The organism is Streptomyces sp. ISL-10 (genome assembly GCF_018614575.1).
In the GTDB taxonomy this organism is placed as follows: Bacteria; Actinomycetota; Actinomycetes; order Streptomycetales; family Streptomycetaceae; genus Streptomyces.
Genome location: NZ_JAGGOJ010000013.1, coordinates 35,229 through 56,301, shown reverse-complemented (window position 1 = coordinate 56,301; position 21,073 = coordinate 35,229). Strand labels below are relative to the sequence as shown.

At 72.2% G+C, this 21,073-nt stretch carries 12 protein-coding genes; 6 read left to right on the top strand and 6 right to left on the bottom strand.

The genetic code is table 11. From position 1 onward, the window contains the following. Positions 1-287: 287 nt before the first annotated feature. The 3 genes from prfB to J7E88_RS16830 form a co-directional block, all read right to left on the bottom strand. On the bottom strand, positions 288-1,394 hold the full coding sequence (gene prfB / locus J7E88_RS16840) for a peptide chain release factor 2 (protein WP_215181817.1): 1,107 nt from the start codon (positions 1,392-1,394) through the stop codon (positions 288-290). A gap of 92 nt (positions 1,395-1,486) precedes the next feature. Then, entirely contained in the window at positions 1,487-2,758 is a 1,272-nt protein-coding gene (locus J7E88_RS16835) for a serine/threonine-protein kinase (protein WP_215181815.1), read from the bottom strand. Positions 2,759-2,928: 170 nt separating this feature from the next. Beyond that, complete coding sequence (locus J7E88_RS16830; protein ID WP_215181814.1) at positions 2,929-4,554, bottom strand: serine/threonine-protein kinase; 1,626 nt, start codon at positions 4,552-4,554, stop codon at positions 2,929-2,931. Positions 4,555-4,973: 419 nt separating this feature from the next. On the opposite strand from J7E88_RS16830, the gene J7E88_RS16825 reads away from it, so the two are divergent. From J7E88_RS16825 to J7E88_RS16800, 6 genes are all read left to right on the top strand, one after another. Further along, on the top strand, positions 4,974-8,903 hold the full coding sequence (locus tag J7E88_RS16825) for an FHA domain-containing protein (RefSeq protein ID WP_215181812.1): 3,930 nt from the start codon (positions 4,974-4,976) through the stop codon (positions 8,901-8,903). 271 nt (positions 8,904-9,174) lie between these two features. Next, entirely contained in the window at positions 9,175-10,530 is a 1,356-nt protein-coding gene (locus tag J7E88_RS16820) for an ABC transporter substrate-binding protein (protein ID WP_215181810.1), read from the top strand. 4 nt (positions 10,531-10,534) lie between these two features. Next, positions 10,535-11,881 carry a carbohydrate ABC transporter permease gene (locus tag J7E88_RS16815; protein WP_215181808.1) on the top strand — a complete coding sequence of 449 codons (1,347 nt, stop codon included), beginning with the start codon at positions 10,535-10,537 and terminating at the stop codon, positions 11,879-11,881. Between the two features lie 97 nt (positions 11,882-11,978). Beyond that, a complete protein-coding gene (locus J7E88_RS16810; protein WP_215181806.1) occupies positions 11,979-12,881 on the top strand; it encodes a carbohydrate ABC transporter permease in 903 nt (300 codons plus the stop codon). 142 nt (positions 12,882-13,023) lie between these two features. Continuing rightward, positions 13,024-15,282 carry a bifunctional glycosyltransferase family 2 protein/CDP-glycerol:glycerophosphate glycerophosphotransferase gene (locus J7E88_RS16805; RefSeq protein WP_215181804.1) on the top strand — a complete coding sequence of 753 codons (2,259 nt, stop codon included), beginning with the start codon at positions 13,024-13,026 and terminating at the stop codon, positions 15,280-15,282. Positions 15,283-15,345: 63 nt separating this feature from the next. After that, the gene (locus J7E88_RS16800; RefSeq protein ID WP_215181802.1) at positions 15,346-17,610 is read left to right on the top strand and encodes a bifunctional glycosyltransferase family 2 protein/CDP-glycerol:glycerophosphate glycerophosphotransferase; all 2,265 of its coding nucleotides are present in this window, start codon (positions 15,346-15,348) and stop codon (positions 17,608-17,610) included. Positions 17,611-17,692: 82 nt separating this feature from the next. Here J7E88_RS16800 and J7E88_RS16795 read toward each other — a convergent pair whose 3' ends face one another. The 3 genes from J7E88_RS16795 to J7E88_RS16785 are packed head-to-tail and all read right to left on the bottom strand — an operon-like array spanning position 17,693 to position 20,943. Next, positions 17,693-18,064 (bottom strand): hypothetical protein, encoded by a 372-nt coding sequence (locus J7E88_RS16795; protein WP_251022756.1) that lies wholly within the window; start codon positions 18,062-18,064, stop codon positions 17,693-17,695. A gap of 37 nt (positions 18,065-18,101) precedes the next feature. After that, positions 18,102-19,676 carry a bifunctional glycosyltransferase/class I SAM-dependent methyltransferase gene (locus J7E88_RS16790; protein WP_215181800.1) on the bottom strand — a complete coding sequence of 525 codons (1,575 nt, stop codon included), beginning with the start codon at positions 19,674-19,676 and terminating at the stop codon, positions 18,102-18,104. Positions 19,677-19,704: 28 nt separating this feature from the next. Continuing rightward, entirely contained in the window at positions 19,705-20,943 is a 1,239-nt protein-coding gene (locus J7E88_RS16785; RefSeq protein ID WP_251022755.1) for a hypothetical protein, read from the bottom strand. Positions 20,944-21,073: the final 130 nt, after the last annotated feature.

Genomic DNA, 21,073 nt, shown 5'->3' with positions numbered 1-21,073 from the left:
GTTCGTACCGCTCCCCCGTTCACACGCGCCTCGGAAACACGCATGCCGCGCGCCAGCTTTCCCAGATTTCGCAACAGCGTCAAGGTCGTTGCGGGCGCGATGTCCGAAATACCGTCAGTTGACTGACCTGCGGGGATGCAACTGTGACATAAAAGGGAACTGCCGCCTCGGAGGCGGCAGTTCCCTTGTCGACAAAGCGCTGTTCTACTTCTGACGCTGCTTGCGCCAGCGAATTCCGGCTTCGAGGCTGTGCTGGACGTTCCTCTCGCAGGCCATCCGCAACAGCTCTACTTCTCCTGCTGCTTCCTCCAGCGGATGCCCGCCTCGAGGAATCCGTCGATCTCCCCGTCGAGCACCGACTGCGGGTTGCCCACCTCGAACTCGGTGCGCAGGTCCTTGACCATCTGGTACGGGTGCAGGACGTACGAACGCATCTGGTTTCCCCAGGAGTTGCCGCCGTCGCCCTTGAGGGCGTCCATCCTGGCCTGCTCCTCCAGGCGGCGGCGCTCCAGCAGCTTCGCCTGAAGGACGTTCATCGCGCTCGCCTTGTTCTGGATCTGGGAGCGCTCGTTCTGGCAGGAGACGACGATGCCGGTCGGCAGGTGCGTGATGCGGACCGCGGAGTCGGTCGTGTTGACGCCCTGGCCGCCGGGGCCGGACGCGCGGTAGACGTCGATACGCAGCTCGGACTCGTCGATCTCGACGTGGTCGGACTGCTCGACGACCGGCAGCACCTCGACGCCCGCGAAGGACGTCTGCCGGCGGCCCTGGTTGTCGAAGGGCGAGATGCGCACCAGGCGGTGCGTGCCCTGCTCGACGGAGAGGGTGCCGTAGGCGTACGGAGCCTTCACGACGAACGTGGTCGACTTGATGCCGGCCTCTTCCGCGTACGACGTCTCGTAGACCTCGGTGCCGTAGCCGTGCCGCTCGGCCCAGCGCATATACATCCGCTGCAGCTGTTCGGCGAAGTCGGCGGCATCGACGCCGCCGGCCTCGGCACGGATGTTGACCAGCGCCTCGCGCTCGTCGTACTCGCCGGACAGGAGGGTGCGGACCTCCATCTCGTCCAGCGCCTTCCGCACGGACTCCAGCTCCACCTCGGCCTCGGCGCGGGTGTCCGTGTCGTCCTCGGCCTCCGCGAGCTCGAAGAGCACTTCGAGGTCGTCGATACGGCTGCGGAGCGCCTCGGTCTTGCGGACCTCCGCCTGGAGGTGTGAAAGCTTGCTGGTGATCTTCTGCGCCGCCTCGGGGTCGTCCCACAGGGACGGTGCCGCCGCCTGCTCCTCGAGCACGGCGATGTCTGCCCTCATCCTGTCGAGGTCCAGAACGGCCTCGATCGACCCCATGGTCGAGGAAAGGGACTTCAGCTCTTCGGATACATCGACGACTGCCACGGGTCCAGCGTAACGGCTGAGCGGCCGAACCCGTGCTGGCCCCGGTTCCGCCCTGGTCCCCGGGCCTGCGGGCCCCGGGGACCGGACCTATATCAGGGCTCGGAGGGGGCGGACTGCTGGGTGTCGCGCGGCAGCGGCTCGTTCTCTTCGCCGCCGGTGGCCAGCCAGCCGCCGACGCCCACGGCCGCCGCCACGACGACGGCGGCCACGCCGAGCGTGATACGGCGCTTGCGCACCGAGGCCGACCTGTTGCGGGCGGAGCCGGGGCGGCGCTGGCCCGGGGCGCGGGGCGCACGCGCGGTGCCATGGGCGCCTCCCGCGAGCTCGTCCGGGGCGGGGACCCGCATCGAGGTGTGGGTGTCGCGGTTGGAGTCGGCCGGGGTGGAGCCGGGGACGAGCGGGACCGCGCCGCGGCGGCGGGGCTGGTTCCGCACAGCCGGCGCGACGTCCTCGTACGGCTCCGGTGCGGGCTCCGCGTCAGGCTCGTCGACGTCCAGCGGCGGCATGCCGGCGAGCATCGGCAGCAGGTCGTGCAGCCGGTGCGCCAGCTCCGAGGCGCGCAGCCGGGAGGCGGGCGCCTTGGCCAGGCACTGGACGATCAGCTGCCACAGCTCGTCGGGGATGCCCGGCAGCGGGACCACGGTCTCGGTGACGTGACGGCGCAGGACCGCTCCCGGGTGGCCGCCGCCGAAGGGCGTGAACCCGGCCAGGAGCTCGTACAGGACGGTCGCCAGCGCATAGATGTCGACCGCCGCGCGCGGCGGCAGACCCTCGACGATCTCGGGCGCGATGTAGTCGGGGGTGCCGATGATCCCCGAGGGGTTGGGGGCGTTGCCGCCCGTGGGACGCAGGGCCTTGGTGCGGCGCGGGGTGTCGATCAGCTTGGCGACGCCGAAGTCGGTCAGCAGCGCCGGGTGCGAGCCGGCGGGACCGAGCGGACCCTCCATGTCGAGCAGGATGTTCTCCGGCTTGACGTCCCGGTGCACGACCCCGGCCGCGTGGGCGGCGGCCAGGCCGTCGGCGACGTCCGCGGTGATCGCGACCGCGGCCTCGGGTGCGAGCCGGCGCTCGCGGTCCAGCCGGGTGCGCAGATCGGTCCCGCGGACGAGGTCCATGACCAGCGCGAGGTCGTTGCCGTCGACGACGAGGTCGCGGACGCCGACGATCCTGGGGTGGTCGAGCCCGAGCAGGGCCGTGCGCTCCTGGACGAAGCGGCCGACCAGCTCCTGGTCGCAGGCCAGGTCCTCGCGCAACAGCTTGACGGCGACGGGCCCTTCGGGTCCCTCGCCGAGCCACACCGTGCCGGCGCTTCCCCGCCCCAGGATCTGATGGGCCGTGTACCGGCTGCCGATATTCCGTGCCAAGACTGCTCCCTCAGCGGCTGGCGTTGCCCCTTAACGTACGCGGGAGTCGGGGGCCTGTGTGCCCCGGATGACACCAACCTCCACTTCTGCGGAACAAATCAGCCCGCAGAAGTCGACAAAACGACAGAGCTACCGCTGTTACTGCTGGTTACAGGGCAGGGTCGGCGCGGTTACTGCTGGTTCTGGATCTGGTCGGCGGTGTCCTTCGCCTCGCCGATCGTCGAGATCCAGTCGGTGACGGTCGAGATGCCGTCGCCGAGCGCGTCCCAGTAGCTCTTGCCCTCCGCGATCCAGTCCTGGAGCGGAGTGAGCTCCCAGATCAGCCAGCCGCCGATGAAGAACAGCACGACCATGACCAGGCAGCCCTTGAGGCAGCCGAGCCCGGGGATGCGGACCGGGTTGGCGCTGCGCCGGCGCGGCTCGCGCGGCGGACGCGGGACCGGCTGCTGGGGCGGAGGCGCGTACGGCTGCTGCTGCGGCGCGTACGGCTGGGGCTGGGGGCGCTGTGGCTGCTGGGCGTACGGCTGGGGCTGCGGGCGCTGCGGCGGCCGCTGCTGGCGCTGGGGCGGCTGCTGCGGCGCCTGGCGCTGGGGGCGGCGGCGCAAGGGGTCCTGGTTCGGGTCCAGGTACTGCACCTGGGTCTGCTCGTTGCGGTCGCGGGCGGCCCGCAGCTGCGACTGCCACGGGTGCGGATCCTCGGGCCGCGACGCGTCGCCCGGCGGGACAGGAGGCATCACGGAGGTCGGGTCGGCCCCGCCACCGGGCGGGCCCGTCTGTGGCATGACGCTCGTCGCGGCGGACGGATCGTACGAGGGGCCGCCGGTGTTCGGCAGGACCTGCGTCGGGTCCGCGGCGCCAGGCGCCTGGGGGACGGGCGCCGGGGCCGGGTCGGGCGCGAGCAGCGCCGCGACGCCGAGGGCGGCGTCGACCTGGGCTGCGTTCGCGTGCACGCCGATGCCGGCGGCGACCGTGCGCAGGCCGCGTGCGAGGTTCTCTGCGCTGGGCCGCTCGCCGGGCTCCTTGCGCAGGCAGCGCTCTATGACCGTCCACAGCGGCTCGGGCACGGTGGTGGGGCGGCGGGGCTCCTCGCTGAGATGCCGGTGGAGCACCTCCAGCGCCGTACCGCCCGCGAACGGGGGACGGCCAGTGACCAGCTCGTACAGCAGGATGCCGGCCCCGTAGACGTCGACCGCTGAGGTCTGCGGGCGGCCCTCGGCGGACTCGGGCGCGACATACGCCGGGGTGCCGACGAACTCGTGCGTGCGGGTCAGACCCGGGGAATCGGCGAGGCGCGCGATGCCGAAGTCCGTCAGCATCGGGTGCATCTGGCCGTCGGCGTCGGTCTTCAGCAGGACGTTCGCCGGCTTGAGGTCGCGGTGGACGACGCCGTCGGCATGGCTGGCCGCGAGCGCGTCGGCGATCTGCGCGGTCATCAGGGAGGCGGCGACCGGGGAGAGCGGGCCGCTGTCGCGCAGGTAGCGGTGGAGATCGGGGCCGTCGACCAGGTCCATGACCAGGGCGAGGAGATCACCCTCGACCACCAGGTCGCGCGTGCGGACGATGTTCGGGTGGGTGAGGCGCAGGAGGACCGAGCGCTCCCTCAGGAAGCGCATCACCACGTCCGCGTCGTTCGCGAGCTCCTCCTTCAGGACCTTGATCGCGACGGTCTCGCCGGGCTGTCCCGCGACGGCGGCCTCGGCGCCCGCGGTCTCCCGCTGACGGGCTCGCCAGACGGTACCCGTGGCGCCGCGCCCGAGCGGCTCCTCGAGCAGGTATTTGCTGCCTACCGGCCGCACGTCATGCGCTCCCTGCTGGTCGGTCCTCTGGAACCCGGGCCTGCCGATGATCCTGCGGGCCGCCGGGGTGTCCGACCCACTGTAATGGTGCCGAACGGATCACCGGCGGCGCTCGTCCCGATGCCTTTCGTTCGAAGACAGACGCGGGCATCGTACGGATGGTTGCCGCGCGGAAGTGCAGCGAACCTCACGATCGGTCGCGCGGCCGTTCCGGTTCCTGTCCCAACCAGGCACTTTTGCGCCCAGAGCCGACCATTCAAGATCACTTATGGGCGAGGCCCGGGCGTGTTGTCGGCGGCAGGTGCGAGGATGCCCTCAGCACATGGCCGTGGGAGGGAGCCCGTGGCCCGTGCCGGGCGGGGGGCGATCAGGGCGACTCCCCTGCCGGGTACCCCGCGCAGAAGGGATTGCTGACGGCGATGCAGATCCGGCTGACTGTGCTTGCGCCGCGCGGGGGATCGTCCGCGACCGCGGGGCGCCCTTGCGATGTGCTGGTCACCGCGCCCGCGGGGACCGCGCTGGCCGCGGTGGCCTCCGGTCTGGCCGCCGCCGTCTCCGGCCCGGAGACCTCGGGCGCCGTCGTGCTCTACGCGGGGCAGGAGCGGCTCGATCCGCAGCGGCGCACGCTCGGCGAGCCACCGCTGGTGGACGGCGCCGTCCTCGCCCTCCAGTCCCCCGTCGACGACGACTCGCACGGCGTCCAGGCGACGGCCAGGCTCCATGTCGTGGCCGGGCCGGACGCGGGCGGCGTCCATCTGCTGCACGGCGGCCGGATAGACGTCGGCCGCTCGGCCGACGCCGATGTGCCGCTGGACGACCCGGACGTCTCCCGGCTGCACTGTGCGGTCACCGTGACGGACGACGGCCGCGTGACGGTCGCGGACCTGGGCTCGACGAACGGCACGACGGTCGACGGCGAATCCGTCGACACGCGCCCGGTCCGCCTCCCGGCGGGGGCGCTGCTGCGCCTTGGTGAGTCGAGGCTGCGCCTGACGGCTGCGCCGCCGCCGGAGCCGCTGACGACGACACCGGACGGCGAGGGCCACCTGCGGGTGTCCCGCCCGTCCGAGCCCCGTCCCATACCGGACGGCCCTTCCGGTACGGGCTCGCCCACCGGCCGGCCCGCATCCGCCGCGGGCGGCCCGCCCGGCGGCGGGAGCACGGATTTGCGCAGCCCGGGCGACGCGGGCACGCAGGGCGCAGGTCCGCTGGGTCCCGGCGGCGACCGGGCTGCGGATGGGCAGGGCGCGGGCGGTCGCAGGCCGCAGTGGGCCGGACAGGCCGACACGTACGGCGCGACCGGCGCGTACACAGAAGAGGCAGTCGCCCCTGGCGCGACCACAGGCCGCCGGGACACGTGGCCAATGGCCCCGGGCTCGCGAGGGCCCGGCGGCACCGGCGCGGGCAGCGCCGGGGCTGAGGACGCGCGAGGCGCGGGTTCGCACGGGCCGGACAGCGCGGCCGGCGCAGACACGGCGGCCGGCGCAGACACGGCGGCCAGCGCAGACACGGCGGCCAGCGCGGACGCGGCGGGCACGGGCGGCCGCGGACCCGGGTGGGCCGAACGGCCGGACTCGTACGGACTCGGCGCAGACGGGGAACGCGCGGGCACTCAGGACCCGAGCGGCCACCGACCCCAGTGGGCCACTGACCCGTACGGCACCGGCGACACCGCCGGCTCCGGCACCCGCAGCAGCCAGTCCGGCCCGCACGCACAGGACGAGGGCGGGCCGCACTGGCCGGACCCGGCGGACCCGTACGGGCGTCGGGAAGCCGACGGCACCGGCAGCCGCGCGGGCGCGTGGCCCGAGCCGACCGACCCGCACCGGTCAAGCGGCGCAGGCGGTGCGGGCAGCCGTGGCGACGCGTGGCCCGAGCCCGCCGACCCGCACGGACAGGGCGACGCACACGGTGCAGGCAGCCGTGGCGACGCGTGGGGCGATCCACACCGGGACAGCAGCGCAGGCAGCCGTCCTCAGGCGGCCGGCCCGGGCGAAGGGCCCGGGCAGTTCGGCGGGCGCGGCGGGTCGCAGACCTTCCGTGCCGACGGGGGCGAGGCCGAAGCGCGAGGGTCGCAGACCTACCGCGCCGACGTCACGAGCCCGCGCGTCCCCGCGCAGTACGTCCCCACGGGCGGCCACACCCACGCCCGGGCGCTCGACGCCTCCGGTGGGGAGCCGGTCCGCAGCCGGACCCCCGAGGGGGGCACGGCCCGGCGCCGCGGCATCGGGGCCTGGGCCCGTCGACTGACCGGCGGCCGCGACGCGCGCGTGGTGGAGCAGTCCCAGCCGGGCGGGCCCGCGGTCGCCGCGGGGCCGCCCGCGGTCGAGGCATGGCCCGACCCCGCGACCGTGCTGCTCACCGCGCTCGGCCCCGGCCCGCGGCTGTGGGAGCGAGGCTCCGGGCACCCGGAGTCCCTCGTCATCCGGCTCGGTACGACGGACCGCGCCGAGCTGCCCGCCGTGCCGGTGACCGTGGCGCTGCGCGAGGCAGGCTCCCTAGGGCTGGCCGGTCCGCGGGCGCGGCTGGCCGGACTCGCGCGCTCCGCCGTCGCCCAGCTCGCCGCGCTGCACTCCCCGTCCGATCTGGAGATCGTGCTGATCAGCACGGACCGCGCCCGCAGCCGGGAAGAGCGCCTGGGCGAATGGGCGTGGCTCGGCTGGCTGCCGCATCTGCGCCCCGCGCACGGCCAGGACTGCCGGCTCCTGCTCGCCTACGACCGCGATCAGGCCACCGCCCGCACCGCCGAGCTGACGCGCAGGCTGGACGAGGGGCCGCTCGGTCAGGGCTGGCCGAGCGCCGACCACCGGGCCGTCGCGGACGCGGCCGACCGGCACACGGGCCCGCGTACGGTCGTGATCGTCGACGGCGACCCGGGGTCCGCCGCGCTTCGTGAGACCACCGCGCGGCTCGCCGGAGCGGGCCCGGCCGCGGGGATCCATCTGATCTGTCTGGCCGAGACCCCGGCCGCCTCCCCTCTGTCTCCCGTGGCGGCGACCTACGAGTCCGCGTGCGCGGCGTCGCCGGCGTTCCGCGAGTGCGGTGCGGTCGCGATGCTCAGCGGTGACGTGGCGACAGCGCTGCGGCTGATGCGGGTGGCCGGCGGCCGGCCCGTCGGCCATGGCACGGTCGGCGCGGTGGACGCGGTGTCACCGGCGTGGGCCGAGCGTTTCGCGCGCGCGCTCGCGCCTCTGCGCGCCGAGGGTGCTTCAACGCATCAGGGACGAGTTGCGGCGCTGCCGCAGTCGGCCCGGCTGCTGGACGAGCTGGAGCTCGCCCGGGCCACGCCCGCCTCGCTGATGGCGCGTTGGGCCACGGCGGGCGACGGCACGGTTGTCCTCGGCGCCGGGCCCCGCGGCCCGCTCGTCGTGGATCTCACCGAGGAGGGCCCGCACCTGTTGATCGAGGGCCCGGCGGGCAGCGGCCGCACGGAGCTGCTGCGCGCGGTCGCCGCGTCCCTGGCCGCCGCCGCCCGCCCGGACCGGCTCGGTCTGCTGCTGGTCGACGGCGCGGGCGGCGAGCGCGGCGAGGGCCTGGCGGCGTGCACGGAGCTGCCGCATGTCACCGAGCACTTGGTGGCAAGCGATCCGGTCCGCATGAGGGTGTTCGCGCAGGCTCTGGGCGCCGAGCTGAAGCGTCGCGCGGAGCTTCTGGACGGGTCGGACTTCGCCGAGTGGCAGGCGCGGCGCGAGGTCTCGGGCCGAATAGTCGGCCAGCGCGGCCCGAGCCCCGCCGAGCAGCGCGGCGATCTGGAGTCGCCGCCCTCCGGGACCCTGCGGCTGCGCCCCGGCGGGCGTACGCAGAGCCAGGAGCCGGACCCCCTGCCCCGGCTCGTGGTGCTGGTGGACGACTTCGACGCGCTGGTGGCCCCCGCGCTCGGCAGCGCCGGCCGGCCGGCCGCGGGTTCGGTCGTACGGGCCCTGGAGGCGGTGGCCAAGGACGGCGAGCGGCTCGGCGTGCATCTGGTGGCGACGTCCTCGCGGCCCGACCGGACGGCGGACACGCGGCTGGCGGAGGGCGCGCGGCTCCGTGTGGTGCTTCAGGCGCCGCCCGTGGCGCCGGGGCCGGACGATCCGGCACCCGGCCGGGGCAGGCTGGGGCATCCGGACGGCCGGGTGACACCGTTCCAGAGCGGCCGTGTCACGGGGCGCATACCGCGGACGGCGACTCTGCGTCCCACGGTCGTCCCGCTGGAGTGGGAGCGGATGGGCGATCCGCCGACCCGCCGCCCCGTCCGCGAACTGGGCAACGGGCCGACGGATCTCGCCCTGCTCGCGAGCGCGCTGCAACGGGCCGCCCAGTCGGTCAACGCAGGCCCGGTCCCGCCCCTCATCCCGGCGCAGACCTGACCCACCCTCACTTCTCATCCCGGCCCAGGGCCTGACGCGCGCCCACTCCTCACCCCGGCACAGCCTGACGCGCGCCCACTCCTCACCCCGGCGCAGGCCTGGCCCGTGCCGCCGCGCCGCCCGCCACCCCCCGTGAGCCATACGCCTGACATCGCGTCACAAGGCCATCACGAAAGGTCGGTGGTCGCCGGGGGCGGTATTGCGACACCCGGAGCTCGGGCGTAGACCTGGCTGTCACGGGACAGCAGCGCACGGGAGAGACGGGGCAGCAATGCGCACAACTCTTCGTACGAGCAGGGCCGCGGTGACGCTCGCCGCCATCGGCGCGCTCACCCTCGCCGGATGCGGCGCCGACAGTGACGCCGGGGAGCCGAAGGGCAAGCAGACCACCGAGGCGCCGACGACCGTCCAGCTGCCCAAGCTGGACGGCGAGAGCATCCAGGTCGCGGCCGTCTGGAGCGGCCCGGAGCAGGAGAACTTCACCAAGGTCCTGAACGAGTTCGAGAAGCGCACGGGCGCGAACGTCACCTTCGTGCCCGCCCAGGACCCGATCGTCAACTTCCTCGGAACGAAGATCGCCGGCGGCAGCCCGCCGGACGTGGCGATGCTGCCGCAGGTCGGCGCGATCCAGCAGGCCGTGCAGCGCAAGTGGGCCAAGCCGGTCGGCCCGGAGGCCAGGGAGCAGCTCGCGAAGAACTACTCGAAGGGCTGGCAGGACCTGGGCGCGGTGGACGGCACTCAGTACGGCGTGTATTACAAGGCCGCCAACAAGTCCCTCATCTGGTACAACAACACGGTCTTCGAGAACGCGGGTGCGAGTGCGCCGAAGACGTGGAAGGACTTCATGGCGACGGCGGAGACGATCTCCGCCTCGGGTGTCACGCCGGTCTCGATCGCGGGCGCGGACGGCTGGACTCTCACCGACTGGTTCGAGAACGTGTACCTCTCGCAGGCCGGTCCGGAGAAGTACGACCAGCTGGCCAAGCACGAGATCAAGTGGACCGACCCTTCGGTCAAGGACGCGCTCACCACGCTCGGCCAGCTGTTCGGCAAGCCGTCGCTGATCGCGGGCGGCACGGACGGCGCGCTGCAGACCGAGTTCCCGGCGTCCGTCACGCAGACCTTCAGCGGTGGCGACCAGCCGAAGGCCGCGATGGTCTTCGAGGGCGACTTCGTGACGGTCAACATCGCCCAGACGGACGCGAAGATCGGGACCGAGGCGAAGGTCTTCCCGTTCCCCGCGGTCGGCGAGAAGGCACCCGTGGTGACGGGCGGTGACGCGGCCGTGGCACTGAAGGACAGCAAGGGCGCGCAGGCGCTGCTGACGTTCCTCGCCTCGCCCGACGCGGCGGCGATCTCGGCGGCGGCGGGCGGCTTCATCTCGCCCAACAAGTCCCTTGACGCGGCCGCGTACCCGAACGACGTGCAGCGCGACATCGCCAAGGCGCTGATCGCGGCCGGCGACGACTTCCGCTTCGACATGTCGGACCAGATGCCGCAGTCGTTCGGCGGTACGCCGGGCAAGGGCGAGTGGAAGGCGCTCCAGGACTTCCTGAAGAACCCGAAGGACGTCGCGGGCATCCAGCAGAGGCTGGAGGCCGACGCGGCCAAGGCCTACAAGAGCTGAAGTCGTGGCGGCCGCGACCGCGGGGGGGCCGGCCCGTCCGGCGCCCCCCGCCGACAAGCGCAAGAGCGTGACAGGCACACGTAAAGTCGTGGCGGCGGGATTCCTGCTGCCGGCTCTCGTGCTGCTGGGCGCGCTCGTGGTCTACCCGATCGGGTACTCGCTCTACCGGTCCTTCTTCGACCAGCCCGGCACCGGTTTCGCCGGGCTGGACAACTATGTCGAGATCTTCACCGACGACACCATCCTGACCGCGGTGAAGAACAACGCGATCTGGGTGGTCGTCGCGCCGACGGTCTCCACCGCGCTGGGGCTGATCTTCGCGGTGCTCACGGAGCGGATCCGCTGGGGCACGGCGTTCAAGCTGGTTGTCTTCATGCCCATGGCGATCTCGATGCTCGCCGCGGGCATCATCTTCCGGCTGGTGTACGAGCAGGACCCGGAGCGCGGCGTCGCCAACGCGGTCTGGGTGGGCGTGCACGACACGTTCAGCGAGTCGGCCGGTTTCCCCAAGGCGCATCCGCTGCCGGTGCATCCGCTGAAGGCGGGCGGCGGCGGTTCGTTCGTCACCAAGGAACCGGTCACGGCCGGGAAGAGCGTGCAGTTGCCGCTGGTCGGGGTGGCTCCCGCGAAGATGCCGTCGGACGCGCAGCCCGCGAAGACGCCGGAGGCCGAGCCGGGCGAGATCACCGGCACGGCGTGGCTGGACTTCACCCGGGGCGGCGGCGGCAAGCCGAACGCCGTCGACCCCAAGGAGCTCGGGCTCAAGGGCATCAAGGTGGAGGCGGTCAAGGACGGCAAGGTCGTAGCGGAGGCGCGGGCCGGCGCGGACGGGCGGTTCACCCTGCCCGACTCGGCGGACGGCGCGCTGCTGCGGCTGCCGGCGGAGAACTTCCGTGAGCCGTACAACGGCGTGAACTGGCTCGGTCCGAACCTGGTCACACCCGCGATCATCGGCAGCTATGTGTGGATGTGGGCGGGCTTCGCGATGGTGCTGATCGCCGCGGGGCTGGCGAGCGTGCCGCGCGAACTGCTGGAGGCGGCACGCGTGGACGGCGCGAACGAGTGGCAGGTCTTCCGCAAGGTGACCGTGCCGCTGCTGGCGCCCGTCCTCGCGGTGGTGCTGGTGACGTTGATGATCAACGTGCTCAAGATCTTCGACCTGGTGTTCATCATCGCGCCGGGCTCCTCCCAGGACGACGCGAACGTGCTCGCGCTCCAGCTGTACCGCTCGTCGTTCGGCACCGACGCGAATCTCGGACTCGGCAGCGCGATCGCCGTGCTGCTGCTTCTGCTGGTGCTGCCGGTGATGTTCTTCAACATCAGGAGGATGCGGAAGGAGGCAGGGCGATGAGGTCTGGCCGCACCACGCCCGCCCCCTGCCGAGGGTCCGGGGCTCGCCCCCCGGACCGGCTCAGCAACAGCAGGAGGACGCGGAAGGGGGCAGCACGATGAGCACCGTGAGCAGCAGGACCGGCACCAGCGCCGTGCCCGTCAAGGCGAAGCAGTCCCTCGCCGCCCGCGTCGCCGCCCGCACCGGCGGCGGCGTGCTGCGGGTCTGCCTCGTCCTCGCCGCCCTCTTCTGGCTGATGCCGACCGTCGGTCTGCTGCTCTCCTCCCTTCGCAGCCCCGGTGACATCGCCGAGAGCGGCTGGTGGAAGGTCCTGACCGCGCCCGCCGAGCTCACCACCGAGAACTACTCCCGCCTCCTCCAGAACGAGGCGATCACCGACTCCCTCCTCTCCACCGTCCTGATCACCGTTCCGGCCACCGTGCTCGTCGTGGTGATCGGCGCGCTCGCCGGGTACGCCTTCGCGTGGATGGAGTTCCCGGGCCGCGACTGGTGGTTCATGGTCGTCGTCGGCCTCCTCGTCGTCCCCGTGCAGGTCGCGCTCGTGCCGGTGTCCGAGCTGTTCGGCGTGATCGGCATCTTCGAGACGACGATCGGCGTGATCCTGTTTCATGTCGCCTTCGGGCTGCCCTTCGCGATCTTCCTGCTGCGCAACTTCTTCGCGGAGATCCCGAGGGAACTGCTGGAGGCGGCCCGGCTCGACGGGGCGGGCGAAATCCGTCTGTTCACCCGCGTCGTGATGCCGCTGGGCGGGCCGGCGATCGCCTCGCTGGGCATTTTCCAGTTCCTGTGGGTGTGGAACGACATGCTGGTCGCGCTGATCTTCGCGGACTCCGAGTCCGCGCCGATCACGGTCGCGCTCCAGCGCCAGGTACGGCAGTTCGGCAACAACATCGACGTGCTCGCGCCCGGCGCGTTCGTATCGATGATCATCCCGCTGATCGTGTTCTTCGCCTTCCAGCGGCAGTTCGTCTCCGGCGTCATGGCAGGCGCCGTCAAGTGACCGTACGGCCGTGGAGGCGGCCCGGTTTCCCGTAACCGGGCCGCCTCCACGCGTTCGTCCCCCGTATGCCACGTGCGGCGTAACCAAGTCACCCCATTGGCCGTTCTCGGACCATCTGTCCGCGCCGACCCATGGATGTGCCGTGCCCCGGTTCAGCGTCATCGTGCCCGCGTTCAAGGTCCAGGCGTACCTGCATGAATGCCTGGATTCGGTGCTGACTCAGAGCTTCGACGACTTCGAGCTGATCGCCGTCGACGACGGCTCCCCCGACGCCTGCGGTGCGATCATCGACGAGGTCGCGGCGCGCGATCCGCGCGTGCGGGCCGTACACCTGCCGCGGAACGTGGGCCTGGGCCAGGCGCGCAATGCCGGACTCGCCCGCGCCGCCGGCGAGTACATCGTCTTCCTCGACAGCGACGACACCCTCGTGCCCGGCGCACTCCAGGCGATCGCCGACCGCCTCAAGCACACGGACGAGCCCGACGTCCTGGTCTACGACTACGCCCGCACCTACTGGACGGGCGAGAGCCGGCGCAACAAGTGCGCCGCGCTGCTGACCGAGCAGGGCCCCGCGACGTTCCGCCTGGCGGACCGGCCCGGGCTGCTGAAACTGCTGATGGTGGTCTGGAACAAGGCGTACAAGCGCGAGTTCGTCGAGCGCGAGGGCCTCGCCTTCCCGCCGGGCTACTACGAGGACACCCCGTGGACGTATCCGGCGCTTCTGGCGGCCTCCACGATCGCCGCGCTGGACCGGGTGTGCGTGCACTACCGCCAGCGCAGGCAGGGCGGCAACATCCTCGCCACCACGAGCCGCAAGCACTTCGACATCTTCGACCAGTACGACCGCGTCTTCGCGTTCCTCGACGCACGGCCCGAGCTCGCGCGCTGGCGGCCGGTCCTCTTCTGCCGCATGGTCGACCACTTCTCGACGCTGGCGACCACCCGTGGCCGGCTCCCCCGTGGCAGCCGCGCCGAGTTCTTCCGCCGCGCCCGCGCGCACTGCGCCCGCCACCACGCGCCGGGGGTGCGTCCCTCCCTGCGCGGGCGGCTGCGGCATGTGCTGATGCGGCACGGCTGCCACCGGACCTACCGGCTGCTGTGGACGACGGACCTGCTTTTCGCTCGGGCCCGCGGCGCGGCGGGAGCGGGCCGACGCGTGCTTCGCACCGCCGCGGTGCGGCTGCACTACCGCATCCAGCTGCGGCTGCCCGTGCGCCGGGACCTGGCTGTGTTCTCCGCGTACTGGAACCGCGGCTACGCGTGCAATCCAGCCGCGATCGAGGCGAAGGTCCGCGAACTCGCCCCGCACATCCGCACCGCCTGGATCGCGGACCAGGCTCACCGGCACACGCTTCCGGCGCAGACCCGGTGGCTGCGCCCCGGCTCGTTCGCGCACTGGTCGGCGCTCGCACGCGCCAAATATCTCGTCAACAACGTGAACTTCGACCGCCGGATGGTCAAGCGCCCCGCCCAGGTCATGCTCCAGACCCATCACGGCACCCCGCTGAAGACCATGGGCATCGATCTTCAGGAACGCCCGGCCGCGGCCCGTGACATGGACTTCGAGCAGCTGCTCGCGAACGCCGACAAGTGGGACTACTCCCTGTCCGCCAACCGGCATTCGACGCTCGTCTGGGAGCGCGCCTACCCCTCCGTCTGCACCGTCCTCGAATACGGCCATCCCCGCAACGACGTCTTCCACCACGCCAAGCCCGCCGACGTGGCGCGACTGCGCGCCTCGCTCGGTGTGCCGGAGGGCACCACCGCGATCCTGTACGCCCCGACCCATCGCGACTACCGCCGCGCCCAGCATCCGTCCCTGGACCTGGCGCGGTTCGCGGCCGCGCTCGGCGACCGCTTCGTCGTGCTCGCCCGCGCGCACTACTTCGCCGACGCCGGCGCCTTCGGCGCGGCTCACCGGGTCGTCGACGTCTCCGCGCATCCGAGCGTCGAGTCCCTCGCGCTCGCCTCGGACGCGCTGGTCACCGACTACTCGTCCCTGATGTTCGACTACGCGGGCCTGGACCGCCCGATCGTGCTGCACACGTCCGACTGGGAGGCGTACCAGGCGGCCCGCGGCACGTACTTCGACGTGCGCACATGCCCGCCCGGCGCGGTTGCCGGCACGGAGGACGAACTGATCGACATCTTCACCACGGGCCACTGGCGCAGCTCGCGCTCGGCGCAGCTGCGGGCCGCGTTCCGGGAGCGGTTCTGCCCGTACGACGACGGGCATGCGGCGGAGCGGGTCGTACGGCGGGTCTTCCTGGACGAGACCGGCGGGCTTCCCGCCTTCGTCCCGCCGGCCGAGCGGACTCCGGTCCCCGCGGCCGGGCCCGCACCGCAGCTCCCCATCGCGCGACGCCCCGTCGACGACCCGCTCTCCGTCCGTCCCCTCTGACCGGGGTGCCGGCCCGGCTGGCCGGCACCCGGTGCACCTGCCCGAGTACGAGAAAGAGTGTCCATGCCCCGCCTGAGCATTGTCGTCCCTGTCCGTCGCGTGCGCGGAAGTCTGCGCGCGTGCCTGGAATCGGTGCTGGCCCAGTCGTTCGCCGATATCGAGATCATCGGGGTCGCCGACGGATCGCCGGACGGCTCGGGGCAGTTGCTCGACGAGATCGCCGCCCGCGATTCCCGCGTGCGCGCCGTGCACCTCGCCGAACCGGCGGGCTCGGACGGCCGCCGCACCGCGGGCGCCGAGCGTGCGACGGGCGACTACCTGCTGTTCCTGGAGGGCTCCCATGTCCTGCTGCCCGGTGCGCTGCAGCGGATCGCGGACCGGCTGGATGCGGCGAAGGACCCGGATGTGCTGCTGTTCGGGCATGTCCGCAGGCCGTTCCGGGGCCTGCCGCAGGAGAGCCGTTCACTGCGACTGCTGACGGCGATGGGCGGCACGGACCTGTGCACGCTCGCGGAGCGTCCGGAGCTGCTCGGGGTCGCGGCCGTGTGCTGGAACCGCGCCGTCCGCCGCGATTTCCACGAGCGCGGCCAGGTGTCCTTCGCCCCCGGGGCGTACGGGGACCGGATGTACGCGCTCGGCATGCTCGTGACGGCGGAGACGATCGCGGCGCTGCCCGTCCCCTGCGTCGAGCACCGTCAGCAGCGCTGTCTGCCCGGCCTCGACGAGCCCGAGGACACGGTCCGGCCGCACGACGTGGTCGAGCAGTTCAGCGAGCTGTTCGGCACCCTCCAGGGGACCGCGCGTTTCGACGCCGTGCACAGCCCGCTGTTCCAGCTGGCCTCGCAGCAGCTGCTGGAGACGTACGCGGAGGTCTCGCGCCGCCGGCGCGCCTATGTGCGGGCCGTGGCCGCCTTCCACCGGGAGTACCGGCCGCGCGGACACCGTCCGCCCGCCGGCATCGCCGCGCTGCGGCTGCGGCTTCTCGGCCGTGGCCGGCCGGCCGCGCTGCGCGGCTTCGACGCGGCGCTTGCGGTGCGGCGGAGGCTGCTGGAGGCGGCGGCCGGGGCGCGGGCCGGGCTGGCGCGCAGGGTGCTCCCCGTGCTGTACCGGCTGCACCGGCTGCGGCCGCTGGACCGCCGACTCGCCGTGTACAGCGCGTACTGGAACCGTGGCATGAGCTGCAATCCGGCCGCGATCTACCACAAGGCCGCCGAACTGGCGCCCGGTGTACGCGGGGTGTGGGTGGTGTCGCACAAGGCGGCCGCTTCCCTGCCGCCCGGCGTGGACCACGTCGTGCCGGGCTCGCGCCGCTACTGGGCGGTGATGGCCCGCGCCACGTACTTCATCAGCAACGTCAACTTCCCCAACCAGGTCGTCAAGCGCCCCGGTCAGGTCCATGTGATGACCCATCACGGCACGCCGCTGAAGGTGATGGGCATGGGCCAGTACCCCTACCCGGCGGCCGCACAGGGCCTCAACTTCAAGGACCTGCTGCACCGGGTGGACCGCTGGGACGTCAGCCTGTCGTCCAATCCGCACTCCACCGAGGCGTGGACGAGCGCCTATCCGAGCGCGGTGCGCCATCTGGAAACCGGCTATCCGCGCAACGACGTTCTGGTGAACGCCACGCCCGAGCAGGTCGCCGCCGTCCGTGCCTCGCTGGGCATCCGCCCGGAGCAGCGCGCCGTGCTGTACGCCCCGACGTTCCGCGACCACGAGCGCGGCTACACCTGCCGGCTCGACCTGTCCCGGGTCGCGCGGGAGCTGGGCGAGGACACCGTGCTGCTGATCCGGGCCCACTACTTCCACGACGGCAGCGGCCTCGGCGTGCTGCCGGGCATCGTGGACGTCTCCGGCCATCCGAGCACCGAGGAGCTGTGCCTGGCGGCGGACGCCCTGGTCACGGACTACTCCTCCGTGATGTTCGACTACGCCAACCTGGACCGGCCCATCGTGATCCACGCCCCCGACTGGGAGATCTACAGCGCGGTGCGGGGCGTCTGCTTCGACCTGCTGTCCGGGGCGCCGGGGGACACCCCCGGCGCGGTGACCCGCAGCACCGACGAGCTGATCCGAGTCTTCACGGACGGCACCTGGAACAGCGCGGCGAACGCCGAACTGCGCGCCGCCTTCCGGGCCCGGTTCTGCCCGTTCGACGACGGCCGGGCGGCCGAGCGCGTGGTGCGGCACGTGCTGCTGGGTGAGCGCGAGCTGCTGCCGGTGGCGCCGCCGGAGGAGCGGGGCGGCGCGGTGGCGCTGCCCCGCCAGGCGGCGCAGCAGAAGGAGGAGCCCCAGGAGAGGCAGGAAGCGGCCGGCACGGCGGTGTAGGCGTCATGGTCGCTCGCCTCTGACCGGCAGGGGAGCGGCTCCGGGCCTCGGCCGGAGCCGCTCCCACCGCTCCCGCAGCCGGTCAGCTCTGCCCCGCCATGACCGTGACCAGGCCGGCCACCACCATCAGCGAGCCGCCCCACGTCCACAGCGACGTCCGCTCGTGCAGCACGGTGGAGCTCGCGAGCACGATCAGCAGATACCCCAGAGCGTTGAAGGGGTACGCGATGTTCAGCGGCACCCGCGCCAGGGTCGACATCCAGGCCACGGCCGAGACGGCGAAGACGACCAGGCCGATGACGACCCACGGGGTCGTGGCGGCGCGCATCAGCAGCGAGCCGCCGCCGTGCTGGGCGGCCGCGGCGGCGGAGCGCATGCCGTGCTTGAGCATGATCTGCCCGCCCGCCGACGAGAACACCGCGAAGAGCAGCAGCAACAGGCTGGACAGCGTCAAGATCTTCCTCCTGCGACGCGGTGGCCCGGGCTCCGGCTCAGATCGCGGCACCCACGCGACCGGCCCGCTCGGCGGGGTCGTACTGGCGGTTGAGAATGTCTTGGACATCGACGTGCTCCCCGGCGATGATCGTCTGTGCCGCATGCGGGGTGAGCACTGCGACGTACTGGTAGCCGAAGAGTGTCGGCCGTACACGGGTCAGCAGCCGGGAGGCCCGGCCCAGGGCCTTGGCCACGGTCCCCCCGCCGAGCACGGACCAGAACGGCGCCCCCGTGGCGGTCAGCCGCAGTTCGTCGTAGCCGGCCGCGCGCACCGTGCGGCGCAGGCTGGCGCGGGTGAAGAAGCGCAGATGCGTCTCGTCGAGGATGCCGCGCCGGTCGTAGCCAAAGGCCCCGAAGGCGACACGCAGCCGTGCGTACCAGTGGCTGAAGTTCGGTACGGACAAAAGGAGATGCCCGCCGGGGCGCAGGACGTCCCGCAGTTCGCACAGGATGCGTTCGGGCCGGGAGAGATGCTCGATGACGTCTCCGGCGACCACGTAGTCGTAGTCGGCGGCGATGCCGGCGGGCAGGCCCTCCTCCAGATCGGCGAGGAGGAAGTGCGTGCAGCGCTCCCGCACCCCCGGCACCTCGACGAAGTCGAGTCCGGTCACGGTGTGGCCGAGCGCTTCGAGGCGCTCGGCGAACAGTCCGCCGGAACAGCCGACGTCGAGGACGCGGCCGGGCGGCATCGTGCGCATGAGGCGCAGGATCGCCGCGTGCGAGGAGCCGTCGCCCTCCTTGAAGGCGTACTCGACGGGCTTGGGGATCCACGGGCAGGTGCCGAAGCCCTTGAGCGCGAGCCGGTATTCGAGGACGTCCTTGACCACGTCCTTGGCGTAGCGCATGCCGTTGACGTAGCAGATCTCGTCGCCGTAGTACGTGGGGATGGGGATCTCCCGGATCCGCATGCCCGCGTCGATCATCTGGACGATGATCTGGGTGTCGAAGTCGAAGGCGTCGGTATTGCGGTCGATGGGCAGCCGGCGCAGCGCGGCGACGCTGTAGGCGCGGTAGCCGGAGTGGAATTCGCTGAGCCGGGAGCCGAGCAGCGCGTTCTCGAAGCGGGTGAGGACACGGTTGCCGAGCCACTTGTAGAACGGCATGCCGCCCCGCAGGGCGCTGCCCGGGTCCATCATCCGGGAGCCGAACACGGCCTCGCACTCGCCGCTCTCGATGGGGGCGATCATCTCGGGCAGCAGTTCGGGGGCGTACTGGCCGTCGCCGTGCAGCAGGACGACGATGTCGAGTCCGCGTGCGGCGGCCAGGGCGTAGCCCGCCTTCTGGTTGCCTCCGTAGCCGAGGTTCTTGGTGTGCCGCATGACGACGGTCGGCGGCATGCCCTCCAGCTGGGACCAGCGGCAGCCTGCGGTGAACGTCTCGTCGCTGCTCGCGTCGTCGAGGATGAGGATCTCGGCGATGCGGGACCGGAAGTCCTTCGGGATGCGGTCGAGCGTCTTCTCCAGCGTGGCCTCGGCGTTGTACGCCACCACCAGGACGCCGATCCGCGGCCCCGGGCCGGACGGCGGGCCGTCCACGCGGACGGCCGGCGAGCCCTCCAGTGTGCTCTCCATCACCAGCGCTTCTCTCCTCTCCGTGGGTTCACTGTTGGTTGACAGGGGATGAGGGGGCGGCGGGTGTCCTCGTCCGGGGGCCCACGACGGGCGGCGTGCGGTCCGGGGACGCCAAGGGCGGCTCGGCGAGCACGCGGCGCAGACCGGTGACGATCCCGGCGGCGAGCAGCAGCCAGCCGAGAGCGGCGAGGTTCAGGGCCCAGTCGTTCCAGCGCACGGCGCTGGCCCCGGAGTAGACGAAGACGGTGACCACGCCGACGAGGACGCCGAACGCGGCCCCCTCCCAGAGGCCGAACAGACAGAGACCGACGACCGGCCAGGCGAGGTACTGGACGGCCGAGCCGGTGCTGAGCAGGAGCAGCAGCGTGAGCGACAGGGCCACCGCGTAGGCGGGGGCGGTGGGGCGCACCCAGGCGAGCCAGGCGCCTGCCGCCATGCACACCAGCACGAACACGAGGTGGAAGTCGCTGTGCAGCGCGGTGATGAACTCGTCGGACGCGCCCATCCAGTCCGCGAACCGCACGAAGCCCCACAGCCGGGCCCGGCCGCCCTTGTATTCCAGGACCTTCTGCCGCAGCGGCTCCGGCACGGTCATCAGCACCGGTCCCCACAGCGCCAGCAGTACGGCCGCGAGGCCGGCGCCGAAGCGTACGAGGGCGGGTCGCCCGGCCCGGAACGCGGTCACGGCCAGGGCGGGGATCGCGACGACGGGGATGAGCTTGATGCTCACCGCCACGGCCGCCGCGACACCGGCGGCGAGCGGGGCGCGGCGGTCGACGAGGAGCCAGGCGGCGAGGACGGCAAACATGACCGCGACCGAATCGGTGTTGCCGTGATATCCGGACGTGGCGAAGAGAACGGGGCTCAGGGCGCATACGAGGGCGCACGCCCTGGCCGTTCCGGTGGACCTCCGGCGACGGAGAATTTCGAATACGAGCAGGGCCGATACGAAATCGGCGAGGCAGGCGGGCGCGCGGATCAGACTGCCGAACGGAATTCCCAGCTGCTCCAGTTCGTCGAGCCCGAGAAGCATCCAGCTCGCGAGAGGCGGATGGTTGTAGACGGGCAGGTGCGGCATCGGGTGTTCGTAGATGCGCAGGGGCCCGGCCTGGGCGATCCCGCGCGCGAACGCGTTGAAGATCCGGACGTCGGCGGGACCGCGCGACTGAGCCGCGTAGACCATCTTGGCGACGAAGGCGAGTGCGGACACGGCGACGACGACGGCTCTCGCCCGGCGCACATCAAGCGTTCCCGTTTTCGTTCGCATTCGCAGGTCCATGGCCGCCGAACGTAGCAATCGTCCACGTCGACGGCTCGCACCGATAAACACACTTAAAGGCTGGACAGTTGACTGTGCTGCGATCTTTGGCAAAGTTCCGGCACGCGAATCACCCGTA